At 41.4% G+C, this 14,861-nt stretch carries 11 protein-coding genes, 1 tRNA gene and 1 rRNA gene; 9 read left to right on the forward strand and 4 right to left on the reverse strand.

Annotated features, from left to right (window positions below):
* Window positions 1-268 precede the first annotated feature (268 nt).
* The 6 genes from DYI25_RS17315 (at window position 269) to opuFB (ending at window position 9,748) form a co-directional block, all read left to right on the forward strand.
* Complete coding sequence (locus tag DYI25_RS17315; protein WP_213371136.1) at window positions 269-3,220, forward strand: carbohydrate binding domain-containing protein; 2,952 nt, start codon at window positions 269-271, stop codon at window positions 3,218-3,220.
* Between the two features lie 287 nt (window positions 3,221-3,507).
* Window positions 3,508-4,878, forward strand: coding sequence for an MATE family efflux transporter (locus DYI25_RS17320; RefSeq protein WP_213371144.1), 1,371 nt, complete (start codon window positions 3,508-3,510; stop codon window positions 4,876-4,878).
* 17 nt (window positions 4,879-4,895) lie between these two features.
* On the forward strand, window positions 4,896-5,831 hold the full coding sequence (locus DYI25_RS17325) for an aldo/keto reductase (protein WP_213371146.1): 936 nt from the start codon (window positions 4,896-4,898) through the stop codon (window positions 5,829-5,831).
* A 34-nt stretch (window positions 5,832-5,865) separates the two neighbouring features.
* The gene (gene mgrA, locus DYI25_RS17330; protein ID WP_213371148.1) at window positions 5,866-6,855 is read left to right on the forward strand and encodes an L-glyceraldehyde 3-phosphate reductase; all 990 of its coding nucleotides are present in this window, start codon (window positions 5,866-5,868) and stop codon (window positions 6,853-6,855) included.
* A gap of 431 nt (window positions 6,856-7,286) precedes the next feature.
* On the forward strand, window positions 7,287-8,234 hold the full coding sequence (locus DYI25_RS17335; protein ID WP_213371149.1) for an ABC transporter ATP-binding protein: 948 nt from the start codon (window positions 7,287-7,289) through the stop codon (window positions 8,232-8,234).
* A complete protein-coding gene (gene opuFB / locus DYI25_RS17340) occupies window positions 8,231-9,748 on the forward strand; it encodes an osmoprotectant update ABC transporter permease/substrate-binding subunit OpuFB (RefSeq protein ID WP_213371151.1) in 1,518 nt (505 codons plus the stop codon). The genes DYI25_RS17335 and opuFB overlap by 4 nt, the downstream gene beginning before the upstream one ends.
* Before the next feature lie 537 nt (window positions 9,749-10,285).
* Here opuFB and DYI25_RS17345 read toward each other — a convergent pair.
* From DYI25_RS17345 to DYI25_RS17355, 3 genes are all read right to left on the reverse strand, one after another.
* A complete protein-coding gene (locus DYI25_RS17345) occupies window positions 10,286-11,059 on the reverse strand; it encodes an alpha/beta fold hydrolase (RefSeq protein WP_213371153.1) in 774 nt (257 codons plus the stop codon).
* 569 nt (window positions 11,060-11,628) lie between these two features.
* A tRNA-Ala gene (locus DYI25_RS17350) sits at window positions 11,629-11,701 on the reverse strand.
* A 104-nt stretch (window positions 11,702-11,805) separates the two neighbouring features.
* Window positions 11,806-12,501 (reverse strand): MgtC/SapB family protein, encoded by a 696-nt coding sequence (locus DYI25_RS17355; RefSeq protein ID WP_213371155.1) that lies wholly within the window; start codon window positions 12,499-12,501, stop codon window positions 11,806-11,808.
* A 153-nt stretch (window positions 12,502-12,654) separates the two neighbouring features.
* Here DYI25_RS17355 and DYI25_RS17360 point away from each other — a divergent pair, with 153 nt between their 5' ends.
* Both DYI25_RS17360 and DYI25_RS17365 read left to right on the forward strand, forming a co-directional pair.
* Window positions 12,655-13,569, forward strand: a complete 915-nt coding sequence (locus DYI25_RS17360) for a DMT family transporter (RefSeq protein ID WP_213371157.1) — start codon at window positions 12,655-12,657, stop codon at window positions 13,567-13,569.
* Window positions 13,570-13,578: 9 nt separating this feature from the next.
* Entirely contained in the window at window positions 13,579-14,106 is a 528-nt protein-coding gene (locus tag DYI25_RS17365; RefSeq protein ID WP_213371159.1) for a GNAT family N-acetyltransferase, read from the forward strand.
* Between the two features lie 69 nt (window positions 14,107-14,175).
* On the opposite strand, the gene DYI25_RS17370 is transcribed toward DYI25_RS17365, so the two are convergent.
* The gene (locus tag DYI25_RS17370; RefSeq protein ID WP_213371161.1) at window positions 14,176-14,352 is read right to left on the reverse strand and encodes a hypothetical protein; all 177 of its coding nucleotides are present in this window, start codon (window positions 14,350-14,352) and stop codon (window positions 14,176-14,178) included.
* Window positions 14,353-14,776: 424 nt separating this feature from the next.
* Between DYI25_RS17370 and DYI25_RS17375 the strand changes: the two genes are divergently transcribed.
* A 16S ribosomal RNA gene (locus tag DYI25_RS17375) occupies window positions 14,777-14,861 on the forward strand; the annotation flags it as partial.

The following is a 14,861-nucleotide window of genomic DNA, read 5'->3' on the forward strand; positions in this document are numbered from 1 at the left end:
TCATGACAGAAATCATTTTTTATTTATGGATGTTACGTGAAGGAGGTGGTGTTTTTTAAATTTTGAAAATTGTCTAGCTCCAGCGCCTAGCCAGTTTTCATCCCGAATCGGCTTCCTTGAGTATCTTGCGAGAAGCGTCAGCTTTGAGCAGCTCGAGTCGTTTCGGTCCTGCCAATGAAGTCAAAGAACGACTTCACTGTCAAGCCCTCCAACGCTTGTCGGGGCTGACCAAGGCGCTTACGCTTTTCAAAATGAAGGAGGAATTGGATTGAAAAAAACACTGGCCATTTTATTAAGTACAATGATGATGTTGCCTGGTACGAGTTTCGCAGGCAACGGCGTCGAACAAGGCAATGAAAATGCAGTCCCGAAGCAGGATTTTAAACAGAACAAATCAGAATGGTCGCTTGTCTGGTCAGATGAGTTCAACGGACCTGAAATCGACCGCAGCAAATGGACCCATGATATTGGGAACTGGATCGTCGACGAGGATGGCAATGGAATAGCACCTGGATGGGGGAACAATGAAAAAGAGTATTATACGGATTCAAGTGAAAACGCCTTCATCGATGACGGCAAGCTTGTCATCAAAGCGAAGCAAGAGCAGGTTACAGATGAGTTTGGAACGTATGATTACACTTCAGCCAAGCTGAAAACAAAAGGCCTGTTCAGCAAAACATACGGACGCTATGAAATTAAGGCAAAGCTGCCAACAGGGAAAGGGCTTTGGCCTGCCATCTGGATGCTTCCTGAAGAGGATAAATATGGTTCCTGGGCAGCCTCAGGTGAGATTGATATTATGGAGTCATGGGGCAGCAGACCCCATACAGTAGCAGGAACAATCCATTATGGTGAAGGATGGCCGAATAACAAGTATACCGGCAAGGAATTCGAGCTTCCTGAAAATAGAGGCATCGACAAGTGGCATACATATGCGCTTGAGTGGGAACCAGGAGAGCTGCGCTGGTATGTAGACGGAGAACTCTATCAAACTCAGAACAAATGGTATTCAAAAGGTACGGATAACGCAGCAAACTTTTCCTATCCTGCACCTTTCGACCAGGAATTCTATTTGGTTATGAACCTCGCAGTTGGCGGATGGTTTGACGGGGATCCTGATGAGACGACGGAATTCCCAAGCCAGATGGAAGTAGATTATGTCAGGGTATACGATCTGAAAAAACGCGAATATCGTGAACCGGTTGAGCCAGTGGCAGAGCCGGTGGAATTGCCTGCAGATGCTAAACAGCCTTTGGAAGACGGCAACCTGATCTATGACCAGAATTATGAAGAGCCGATCACCGTTGTGGATGAGCCAGGTGAAGCACTGAATTCAACGTATTGGAACTTTGTAAAGTTACCGGAGTTCGGCGGAGACGGCAGCCTGACAGTGGAAGAAATTGAAGGCAAGAGGTTTGCTAAAACAAATATCACGAATGCGGGATCCCAGCTTTATTCCCTGCAAATGATCCAGAACCTTTCTCTAGGCAATGGCGGGAAATATAAAGTCAGCTTTGATGCTAAATCAACGGATCCGCGTAGTATCATGGTCAAAGCTGGCGCAGGAGCTTCACGCGGCTGGGTGAAATATTCAAATGAAGAGTCGTTTAAGCTGACGAGTGAACTTCAATCCTATGAATTCACTTTTGATATGCTGAATGAAACAGACATTGCGTCAAGACTTGAATTCAATCTTGGCGGCAACGGGACGAATCCTGTCTGGATCGGTAACGTGAGAGTCGTAGATATTACTGGGACTCCAGTAGATCCAGATGCTCCTAAACAGCCGCTTCCAGATGGAAATCATGTCTATAATGGTACGTTTGACCAGGGCGGCATGGATCGTCTCATGTTCTGGAACTTCTCAGTCGAAGACGCAGCTGCTGCAACTGTATCTGTTTCCGAAGAAACGAGAGAGCTACGTGTAGCGATTGAAGATGGTGCCAAATATCCTGAAGCAGTCCAGCTTGACCAACAAGGGATTTACCTAGTTAAGGGAAATGATTATAAGGTTACTTTAAAAGCACGAGCAGACGAAACAAGAACGATTCAAGCTGCCCTTTTGAGTAAGGACGGCATGGTTAATTATTCAGGAATTAAAACAATTAACCTCACTTCAAATATGGAAGAGAAAACATTTGAATTTACAATGCCTGAGGATGTTTCTGATTCAGAAGCTCAACTTGTCTTTAACTTTGGAGACGCAGATGGCGATGTCTATTTGGATGATGTAGCACTGCTAAAGACATCAAACATACCGGATTATGGAAACATTGACTTGTATCCATTGAAGAATGGTGATTTTGCAGATGGTTTGAATTCATGGGGAAATTATGTACACAATGATGCTGCAGCCAGTATCTCAGAGGAAAATGGCGAAGCAAAAGTGGCTATTACCAATGAAGGCAATGAAACATGGAGTGTACAATTTATACAGGGGGGATTAAGCCTAGCTAAGGAAGTAGTCTATGAGCTCTCCTTCGAGGCGCGCTCAACCGTGGAACGAGATATTGAGGCAACGATTGAAAATGCTCAATATACAAGATTTTTGAGTGAAAATCTTCAACTTAGTGACCAAATGAAGCAATACTCATATGAATTCACGATGCCTGTCGATGAAACCGTATCCTTGAAGATGTTGCTTGGCAAAAACGCTTCATCGCTAGTCGAGGCACATGATGTATTCATTGATAATGTGGTCTTGAAAGTTAAGGACGCACCGTCTCAGCAGGAGCCTGAGCCTGTTTCTACACCTGGTATTGATAATGGAACATTTTCAGATGGAACAAATGGATGGACCGCATGGTGGGGCGACCAGTGGAGCGGATATGGAGCAGGTACAATGACTGCTGAAAACGAAGAACTGAAGGTTGCGATTTCACAGGTTGGCGGTCAATCGTATGCCCCTCAGGTTTTTCAGAAGGGCCTGCTTTTTGAAAATGGAGCCAGCTATACAGTCACGTTTGAGGCAAGAGCAGACGTGCCGAGGAAAATGAATGTCAATATAGGGAAAGAGCTGTCAACTGATCCATGGTTCACACCTTATGTACCAACTCAAACAATTAATTTAACGACTGATATGAAGCCATTTAGCTTTAACTTTGTAATGAATGAAGCAACGTATGCCGATGGCAAAATCGTTTTCGAGCTCGGCAATATTTTAGATGGCAATACAGCAACAAATGTCTATCTGGACAATGTAAGCATCACAAAAAATTAAGTTAATTAGCGGATGGATCGACTTGGTCGAAATAATTCGGAATGTGGTCGAATTATTTAGAAATTCGCCAATAAAACTCAGAATGTGGTCGAATTATTCTAAAATTCGCCAATAAAATTCAAATATGGTCGGAATCAAGAGGCAGAACAGCAAGTCTTTTCTGCCTCTTATCCTTCTATTCCATTGCGTTGCTTTAAAATTTAACAATCAAAGTTGAATGATCAGAGGCCAGCGTAATATAACCCCTTTTTTGAATCAAGGGGAACTTTTAAAGGTGGAAATGCATAATGAATTTACAAAAAAACAACAGTCTGCCTAAACAGGTTGGCTTATTAGCACTTACCTGGCCGATTTTTATAGAATTATTTTTGCACATGTTGATGGGCAGCACGGATACTTTTATGCTATCCCATATTTCGGATGATGCCGTTGCGGCTGTCGGGGTAGCCAATCAGCTCGTATTCTTCATGATCCTCGTATTTGGCTTCGTTGCCACAGGCACCGCGGTTCTAGTATCACAAAACCTTGGAGCAGGGCTTCAAGTGGATGCAAGAAGAATATCAGGTCTATCACTCTCTCTGAACCTGATTTTTGGAGTGGTGGTGAGCATTATTGTTGTCGGTTTCAACGATGTATTTTTACAGATGTTCAACCTGACTCCAGAAATCAATCGTCTGGCGCATCAATATCTGGTGATTGTTGGCGGAACACTGTTTACCCAGGCGCTCCTTGTTACTGCGTCGGCAATCCTGCGGGCAAATGGTTTAACAAAGGAAGCGATGTTCATTTCGATCATTATGAATATCATCCACCTTGCAGGAAACAGTTTATTTATTTACGGACTATTTGGCGTTCCGGAAATGGGTGTTCAGGGTGTAGCTATTTCGACAGCCATATCCCGCTCAATCGCAGTGCTTCTAATTTTCAGATTGTTATACCGCAGGCTTCCTGTGAAAATCGCATTAGAAGATTACCTTAACTTCAATAAGTCTTTTATTAAAAAGATCCTGAAAATAGGCATTCCTTCGGCTGGGGAAAATGCACTTTACAATACCAGCCAGATGGCGATTACAGTTATTATTGGTTTGCTGGGGGCTATGGCCCTGACAACAAGGGTATACACATTCAATATCATGTCATTCATGATGCTATTCGGAATAGCTATAGGCCAGGGAACGCAAATCCTGATTGGATACAAAGTAGGGGCCAGAGAGTTTGATAAAGCCTATCACCAGCTATTAAAAAGCTTGAAACTAAGTATCATTATTACTATGGCGATCACCGTTGTAATCGTTTCGATCAGGGAACCCATCCTGGGGATTTTTACTGATAATAAGGACATCATCAGGGAAGGAAGTAAGGTTCTTCTCCTGTGTTTAATCCTCGAACCTGGAAGAACCTTCAACATAGTCGTAATCAGTTCTCTCCGGGCAGCTGGGGATGCTGTATTCCCTGTGAAAATGGCTCTTGTCTCAATGTGGGGAATCAGTGTGCCACTCGCCTATATTTTGGGGATTAAAATGGGTTTTGGTCTTTCTGGCATTTGGATGGCCTTTATCATTGATGAATGGTTCAGAGGAATCATCATGTATATCAGGTGGAGAAGTCGTGTGTGGGAGAAGAAGGTCCTGGTTGAAACAAGGGCCCAAACAGCATGACAGAAAGGAGTTAGCAAATGAATTACAGACAGCTTGGAAGCACAGGGATAAAGGTGTCGGAAGTTGGTTTTGGCGCATGGCAGCTCGGGAACGCCAGGGATTGGGAAGGCATGGAGGACAATCAAGCAATCAGGCTTGTGCATGAAGCGCTTGATCAGGGCTGCAATTTCTTTGATACAGCTCCGAATTATGGCGGTGGTAATAGTGAGTCATTGCTTGGGAAAGCTCTTACTGGAAGAAGGAGCGAGGCGGTGGTTACTAGCAAGTTTGGGCACCATCCAGATAACACCCTCAATTTTGATTCGCAGAAAATCAGCAGTTCAGTTGAAGATAGCTTGCGTCGGCTTAAAACGGATTATCTAGATTCTATTTTGTTGCATAACCCTCCGTTTGAGATCTTGACTGGAAGCACGGATCATTTTGAGATATTGGAGTCACTCAAGCAGGAAGGAAAGATCCGTGCTTACGGAGCTTCAGTTGACTCGGGCAGGGAAATGGAGGAGCTGATTCGGAATTCTAAAAGCCAGGTTATTGAGGTAATGTTCAACATTTTTCATCAGGAGCCAAGAAAAGCCTTCAAGAAGGCAGCAGAAAAAAATATCGGACTGATTGTAAAAGTTCCGCTTGATTCTGGATGGCTGTCAGGCAAATATGATGAAAATAGTGTGTTTACAGACATACGGAGCCGTTGGGACAGGGATCAGCTTACGAAAAGAGCGGAGCTCATTCCTGTTCTTAAGGAAATGCTCGAACCTGGAGAATCGCTGGTACAGATGGCTTTAAGATATATCCTTTATTATCGGGAGGTCTCTACCGTCATTCCTGGAAACAAGAATCTTGAGCAGTTGATTGAAAATTTAACTGCCTCAGGTAAAAGGATTCCAGCGGAAAAAGCAGAAAAGATAGAGGGGATTTGGGAACAAAAGCTGCAAGCTGACCCGTTGGGATGGTAGAAAATAATAAGAATTCTTTGGAGGTTTTTAAATAATGGCATATCAACCAGACAGCAATCGCTATGATTCAATGACATATAATAGGTGCGGCAAATCGGGCCTTAAATTGCCAGCCATTTCCCTGGGCTTATGGCACAATTTCGGAAGTCAAGATCCCTTTGAGAAGGGCCGTTCTTTAATTAGAAGAGCTTTTGATCTTGGGATTACTCATTTTGATCTTGCAAATAACTATGGTCCCCCGCCTGGTTCAGCAGAGGAGAACTTTGGCTCAATTCTTAGGAAGGATTTTTCAGTGTACCGTGATGAGATGATCATTTCAACAAAAGCAGGATATGGTATGTGGCCGGGGCCGTATGGCGATTGGGGTTCAAGGAAATATCTCGTTTCGAGTCTTGACCAAAGCCTGAAAAGGATGGGACTCGATTATGTCGATATCTTTTACCACCACAGGCCGGATCCGGAAACGCCTTTGGAAGAAACAATGATGGCGCTTGATCATGTCGTCAGGCAGGGTAAAGCTTTGTATGTTGGATTGTCCAATTATGGAGTAGAGGAAACGAAGCAGGCAATCGGAATTTTAAAAGACCTGGGTACTCCGCTGCTGATCCACCAGCCTGCCTATTCTATGTTTAACAGGTGGGTAGAAGGCGGCCTGACAGATTTGCTAAAAGATGAAGGAGTCGGATCGATAGCATTTGTTCCATTGGCTCAAGGATTGCTGACAAACAGGTATATCAATGGAATTCCACAAGACTCCAGAGCTCTGAAGCCAAACAGCTTCCTGAATGAGGGAGATGTATCTGAAGAAGTTCTTGCTAAGGTTAGACAATTAAATGAAATAGCCCAGGAACGGGGCCAGTCACTTGCCCAGATGGCACTTGCCTGGGTGCTCAGGGAACAGAAAATCACCTCAGCACTCATCGGTGCAAGCAAGATCAGCCAAATTGAAGAAAACGTCGCTGCACTGAACAATCTTAATTTTAGTGAAGCAGAACTGAATTTGATTGATGAAATCTTAAAATAAGGACTTCAAACAAAGCTGTAAAGCCAAATGGTTTTACAGCTTTTTTCTTTATGGTTAAGGAATTAATAAAATTATTGTGTTATGGATAACTCCATGAAGTTTTCTTAATCCAGCTCCAGCGCCTAGCCCCTCGAGTCGCTTCGGTCCGCCCAATGAAGTCAAAGAACAACTTCACCGGTCGGCCCTCCAGCGCTTGTCGGGGCTGAATGAGACGCTTGCACTTTTTGTTCTTGGAATGATTTTCTTGTATTTAGGGTAAAGGTAATTTGGTCTTATATCAGGATAGGTAAGCCGCTCTTTTTACCCAAGGTGCCAGCTTTGGTAGTATTTAATTAGTGTCATTTCAGCACTGCCTGTAACTGAAAATAAGAAATCCTCAAAGTGCTAACAATATCTAATAGTAAAATTCGAGAGAATATAGGGGTGAAAAAGTGATCAGCTTTGAAAATGTAACGAAGAAATATGACGATGGAACATATGCGGTAAATAACTTTAATTTAAATATCAAAGAAGGGGAATTGCTTGTCCTGATCGGTCCAAGCGGTTCCGGAAAAACGACAACCTTAAAAATGATCAATCGATTGATTCCTCTTACGGAAGGCTATATTAAAATCAAGGATAAGATGATCAGTGACTATGATATTCATGAGCTTCGCTGGGATATCGGGTATGTCCTTCAGCAAATCGCCTTATTTCCGCATATGACGATTGAAGAGAATATTGCGGTTGTCCCGGAAATGAAGAAATGGGAGCAGAAAAAGATAGATCACCGTATAGATGAATTACTGAATATGGTTGGACTTGAACCAAAAACTTATCGTAAAAGGCTGCCCCATGAATTATCTGGAGGACAGCAGCAACGAATTGGCGTGGCCCGGGCGCTTGCGGCAAACCCGCCGATTATTTTAATGGACGAGCCATTTAGTGCATTGGATCCCCTGAGCAGGGAGAAGCTTCAGGATGATCTCATCGAACTGCAAAAAAACATCAAGAAAACCATTGTATTTGTAACCCATGATATGAGTGAAGCTTTAAAGCTCGGAGATCGGATCTGCCTGATGAGGAACGGGAAAATTGTCCAGACAGGTACTCCGGAAGAGCTGATCCATCAACCTGTAAATGATTTTGTCCGTGAGTTTGTTGGGATAGACCAGACTAACAGGACAATGGTAAATGTGCGGGAAGCTATCCAAACGTTAACCGCTGAAGAACTGAACAATCTGCCTGTAATTGCCTCGACAGTGTCTATAAATGAAATTCTCTCGTTACTGATTGAGCATGAACAGCTGGCGGTTGAAGAATTGGATGAAATAATCGGGACCATAGACAGGCGTGGAATAATCCGGGTTTTATCGAGGCAGATGGAGGGGATGAAATGAATAGCTGGACGTCCACATTTATAGATAGAAAAGACGAGCTTTTAAGTTCCCTTCTAGAACATATTCAGATTTCTTTTATAGCACTGTTTTTCGCCGTTCTTATTGCGATTCCGCTCGGTATCTTTTTGACTAGAAGGAAGCGGATTTCCGAAGGAATCATTGGGATAACAGCCGTCCTGCAAACAATTCCTTCGCTCGCATTGCTTGGTTTATTGATCCCGCTATTCGGCATTGGGAAAGTCCCTGCTATCATTGCTCTTGTGGTCTATGCGCTACTTCCAATATTAAGAAATACATATACAGGAATCAATGAAGTAGACCCATCGTTAATCGAAGCCTCACGAGCTATGGGAATGAACAGTAAGCGTCGTTTGATGAAAATTGAACTCCCCTTGGCGATGCCCGTTATTATGGCTGGAATCCGAACAGCGATGGTCTTGATTGTCGGGACTGCGACGATTGCTGCGCTGATTGGAGCGGGCGGGTTAGGTGACCTGATCCTTCTCGGAATCGACAGGAATAATACGGCATTAATTGTTCTTGGCGCAATACCCGCTGCCTTGCTTGCCATTCTGTTTGACCTTGTACTTAGAAGGTTCGAAACGGTTTCCTTTAAAAAATCTCTTATCACCATTGGTGCCTTATCCTTAGCTGTCCTTTTAATAATGGTCATTCCATTTTTAGGCGGAAAAAATGAAGAAGAGATTGTCATTGGAGGAAAACTAGGATCCGAACCAGAGATCTTAATTAATATGTATAAACTTCTGATTGAAGAAGAAACGGGCCATTCTGTTCAGCTGAAACCTGGATTGGGTAAGACATCATTTGTTTTCAACGCATTGGAAAACGGTAATATTGACATTTATCCCGAATTCACAGGCACGGCCATTTCGGAATTTCTAAAAGAAACAGCAGCTAGCACAAGCCGCGAAGTAGTATACCAGCAGGCAAAAGAAGGAATGCGAAGAGAGTTCCAGATGGAAATGCTTCAGCCAATGCACTATAACAACACGTATGCATTAGCCGTTCCCGAACAGTTGGCTAAAGAAAATGACTTGAAAACAATCTCTGATTTAAAATCGATTGAATCCTCGTTAAATGCAGGTTTCACACTTGAATTTTCAGATAGAGAAGATGGATATAAAGGGATCCAAAAACTCTATGGACTAAATCTGCCAAGTCTGATCACAATGGAGCCGAAACTGAGGTACCGTGCGATCAAAAACGGCGAAATAAACCTTGTGGATGCCTACTCAACCGACAGTGAGCTCCAGCGATACAATCTAGTCGTACTTGAAGATGATAAAAACTTATTCCCTCCATACCAGGGAGCTCCTCTGCTAAGAGCCGAAACAGCAGAAAAATATCCTGAAATCGTAAAGGCACTCAACAAGCTCGCTGGTAAAATCACCGATGACGAAATGCGGAAAATGAATTATCAGGTGAATGTAGAAGGGAAATCCGCTGAGGAAACAGCAAGAGAGTATTTGATGGAAGCGGGATTATTGGAATAACAAATTGGTAAGATATAAGGATTTTAAGAAATGTCGTTCAGCAAGATAACGACAAGAGGCAGAAAAACCAACTGGTTTTTCTGCCTCTTTGTTAGTGGAGAGTAGGGGGATCGAGCCCTGACCTCAACGCTTCAAGAGGAAACCCATAAGGAAAATTAAGTTAAATAAGGTGAATTAAAATAAAATAAGTCTTGGTTTATAGGGATTTATAGACTGTGGTAAACAATCGAAGTCAATTTAGTTCAATTTAAAAAAAGTCTGTGCACTGTTTTGTGCATAATTTAAAAATCATGTGGTCATAGAAATCCGTTAAGTTTGGGTTTCTTTATGAGCGATTATGTTTCTAAATCTTTTTCTCTAGTTAAACAGCAATAAGATAGAAGAATCGATCACTTGATTAAAGATTCCTCAGCTTAAAAAATTTTAAGATGGCTAAAGGTTGGGGTCAGTGTAAGGGCTTGGAAGTTGAAGTAAATCTTGAACATGAACGTACCCAGGAAAAAGTGAACACCAGAAAATGGTGACAGGTACACATAGCTACCTGTCATTATGTTTTACAAATTGAAAAATTAACTGGTTAAATTCTTTCGCAGCCTTAGTCGGGATACGGTGGTCAACATTCTCGATAAGATGCAATTCGTTTTGAGGCAATTTTTCATGCAATTGCCTTGCATAAGGGTGAAAGGGCTTATCCTTCTTGCCATAAACCAGCATGATAGGCAGATTAATCTCATGTAGCTGATTGACACAATTGTATTTTAGACTATAGCGGTAATATTGCTCAATGTTGCGGTAATCTCCTTTTTTTGCTTCTGAAAACATATTTTTAAACAGCTTTATATTATTTGAATTACTCCAGGAGATGGACCAGGCTAATAAGTTTATAGCCCCTTTGCTTGAAAGCTTGATTCCTAAAGAAATCTTCTTCCTCAAGTAATCGTCATTTACATCAGGCATTGCTCCAATCGAAATTCCTCCTAAGGCTCTCTCAGGGAACGTCAGCATGAATTCTAAAACAATAGAACCGCCTGTGGAATATCCGCATAAAAACGCTTTATTAATATTAAGGTGGTCCAATAGTCGAATGATATCCTTAATAATCAGTGGATAGGTTAATGGTTCTGGGGAGTATGGGCTTTTTCCGTGTCCTCTAATATCAAAAGTAATGATCTGAAAACTTTTTGAGAGTTCTTCTAATTGATATTTGAAGTTAACTGAAGTCAATACAGGCGGGTGGATAAAAACGATCGGAGTTCCGCTTCCTTTTACAGTATAATACAGGCTGGCACTTTTCATATTCAGCATAGGCATTTACTTGTCACCTCAATTCCTTATTAATATTGAATTCTTTAATCTGATAGGAAGGGTTTAGACCTCTTACAAAGGTTACTAAAGGACTCAGTGAATATTTTTCCTTACTTTATTTAAAAAAATGCATATTGCCTGGGTAAGTGAAACAGAAAAAAGGATTAGAAGGAGCATTTTGTAAAGCATTAAAAAGTATTCCTTTAATGAAAGAGTAAATATCTTACTAACTGCAGGGACTTATGGAGGTTAATGGTAAATATTTTTTCTGGTGAAGGAGGGTCATTAGAGGACCATACATTTGGATTTAGACTAATTGTGGTTGATTTTAAGGAGAATCTTTCAAAATGCAGACTGAAATGCATGGGACAGGGTGGAATAGCTTGTATTGGAATAATCATGAAGAACCAAAGACTGTTTCCTGGTTTGGCAATGACCAAGAGTACTGAGTGGAATCTGTTGAAATGCTTGCGAGTTGCTTACACATGATGCAGGGGAAGTTAGTTTATTATTAAAATGACAATCAATAACGAAAAAAGCTGCAAAACCAATTGGTTTTGCAGCCTTTTTGTTAGTGGAGAATAGGGGGCTCGAACCCCTGACCTCAACGCTGCCAGCGTTGCGCTCTCCCAGCTGAGCTAATCCCCCGTATCTAAATAGATAAGGTACAAGAAAGATTATATAACCATCTTGCCGGACATGCAAGACAAAATTTTATGAGTAAACTAAAAAGCCGCAATTCAGCGGCTTTTCTACAATCCTTCAATTTCAACCCGGTTGATACCTTCAATTTCCGATACCGCCTCATACACATCGGTAGTCTTTCTGCGGAAGTCCACGGTTACAATCAATTGCACGATCTGGTTTCCTTCTGCAAGATCCTTAATACGGACGTTTTTTAGTGCAATTTTTTCAGACTTAATCTTTGTGATAATATCAGCTATGCTCTCCCTGCTGTTCACATTGAATTGCAGGCGTATTTCTTTTTCCCTTAATTGCCTTGGACCTATGAAAGTCATTAGGAACGGTATGAATTCCACACTTACAATGAGTAAAGCAACACCTGCAATAGCTTCCCAATAAAATCCGGCGCCAACTGTGATTCCAATACCAGCGGCACCCCAGATCATTGCGGCTGTTGTCAGACCGGAAATCGTGTCATTCCCTCTTCGTAAAATAACCCCGGCGCCGAGAAATCCGATACCTGATACGATCTGGGCCGCCAAACGGAGCGGGTCCATCGTGATATTAACGTCTTCATCCCCGGGGAACATATAAGCTGATTCACTAGAGACAATAGTCAAAAGACAACTGACGATTGATATAACCAGGCTCGTTTTAAGGCCAACCGGTTTTCTTTTAATTTCCCTTTCAAGCCCAATGACCAGCCCCAAGAAAGCGGATATCCCTAACTTAAGTAAAATTTCCATATCAATTGAATATATCATGTCGTTTCTCCTGCCCCTAATAAGATGTATTTACTTTCCCTAAAATTGACGGACTAAACTTCTCATGGAAAATTAAATTTTATTCAAGATAAAATTTCAAATTCATTGTAAAATACATATAATTCACATTGAATTAATTAAAGGAGAATGTAAATGGAAGCACCTAAAGTAAATCCTTATATGGCGGTCGCGATCGGTGTGGTGGCAGTCTCAACTTCTGCGATCTTGGTCAAAGTCTCATCAGCGCCGTCCGGAGTCATAGCTTTTTACCGATTATTCTTTTCTGTACTATTAATGCTGCCGGTGTTTCTTATAAAGTATGTTTCAGAACTTCGTCTTATTACGAAACGGGATTGGTTATTCACCGGGATAGCCGGGATATTTCTGGCCTTTCATTTTATCCTCTGGTTTGAATCGCTAAACTATACCTCAGTAGCAAGCTCAACCGTGCTGGTCACTCTTCAACCGCTATTTGCATTTGTGGGGGCTTACCTATTCTTTAAGGAACGTGTATCTGTTAAAGCGATTTTAAGCGGTGTGATTGCAATTGGCGGCAGTGTCATCATCAGTTGGGGTGATTTTAAGATCAGTGGGAGTGCACTGTTTGGAGATTTTTTGGCTATAATAGCCTGTGCATTAGTAACCGTATATCTCTTATTTGGCCAAACCGTTAGGAAGCGAATGTCTTTAATAACATATACTTTTATTGTCTATAGCATCAGTTCAATTTCATTGTTCTTCTATGTAATAGCTGTAGGTGATTCGTTTTATCCATATCCTACAAGCGATTGGGTTTATTTTATCCTCCTTGCGCTGATACCAACTTTACTTGGCCATACATTGTTTAACTGGTCTATAAAATGGATCAGCGCTTCGGTCATTTCAATGGCGATACTTTTTGAACCAGTTGGTGCAACCGTTCTTGCCTTCTACCTGCTCGGTGAAAAAGTAATTTGGACTCAGATTATCGGAGGATTAGTTGTTATTGCAGGCATAACATTGTTTTTAGTAGATGAAAGAAAGATGAAGCTGAAAAATCAAACTGAAATCAATTCAATATCGGGGTAGGGGATGGATGTGAAAATTAGAAAGGCTACGAAAGATGATGTGAGCGGTATTGCCAAGGTTCACGTTAGAAGCTGGCAAGAAACTTATCAGGGAATTGTAAGCCAGGATTATTTGGATTCTTTAAATGTGGAGGACCGGAAATCTTTATGGGAAAAAAGCTTGTCAGGAAGTGCTGATACATCTACGGTTTTTGTCGCTGTTAATCCAGAAGGGGAAATCGTTGGCTTTGCTTCCTTTGGAAAAGAAAGATCGAGGAAGTTCAAAGCGGAGGGCGAATTGTACGCAATCTACATTCTTAAGGCGTATCAAAGAGGGAAACTTGGATTGAAGCTGCTCCAAGCGGGTCTGGATGATTTGCTGAAGCAAGAGTATGATTCTATGCTCGTTTGGGTGTTAGCGGATAATGTAAGCCGAAAATTTTATGAAAGCCTTCAGCCACAAAAAGCTGGAGAAGAAGTTGTGAAAATTGCAGGCAAAGAATATATCGAAGTAGCATATATGTGGAGGGATTTAAAATTGCTGCACCGGCTACTATAGAAAAACTGTAAGAGTATAGGTACAAATCTGTATGGTACAAAAAATCCCCTTCTAAAAGAGGGGATTTTTTTAAATGAATAGGTAAGTGAACCTCGAAAACAATAATGCGCAGACAGTGGATAAAATGAAAGTACCTCCGTGAACCTTTCCTTCAGCGTTAGCGATATTAATGGCTTCAATGTAAGCAATGCTAAATAATAGTATTGCCATGATTAGTGATAGATAAAGTGCAATTGATTGCAGCAAATAGGATCACCTCAGTAAATTAGTTTGTCCAAAGCATTATATGAGCACATGCAAGAAATTATTAATAAAAGCATTTAATAAGAAGAAACTCGGAGAACCTAAAAAGAATTCTCTTATTGTGAAAAATTCTTTTAAAATTATATTGCAAACATATTTTATCCGTGGTATATTTAATCTCGCTTCAGAAAAACAACGTTGAATTGAAAAAACAAACATCAGTTTTCACGAAAAAGAAAAACAAAAACGATGTTGACAATAACAAATCAGCGTGTTATATTAATAAAGTCGCTTCTGGGCGACGAACTGAACAACTTGCTCTTTGAAAACTAAACAAACAAGCGTCAACAAACAATAAATTATCATGACTTCTATTATAGAAGATCATGAGCCAACGTTTTAACTTTATGAGCTAACTCATAACTCTTTCTTGGAGAGTTTGATCCTGGCTCAGGACGAACGCTGGCGGCGTGCCTAATACATGCAAGTCGAGCGGATCTTCATTAGCTTGC

Source organism: Mesobacillus boroniphilus, assembly GCF_018424685.1.
In the GTDB taxonomy this organism is placed as follows: domain Bacteria; phylum Bacillota; class Bacilli; order Bacillales; family Cytobacillaceae; genus Mesobacillus; species Mesobacillus boroniphilus_A.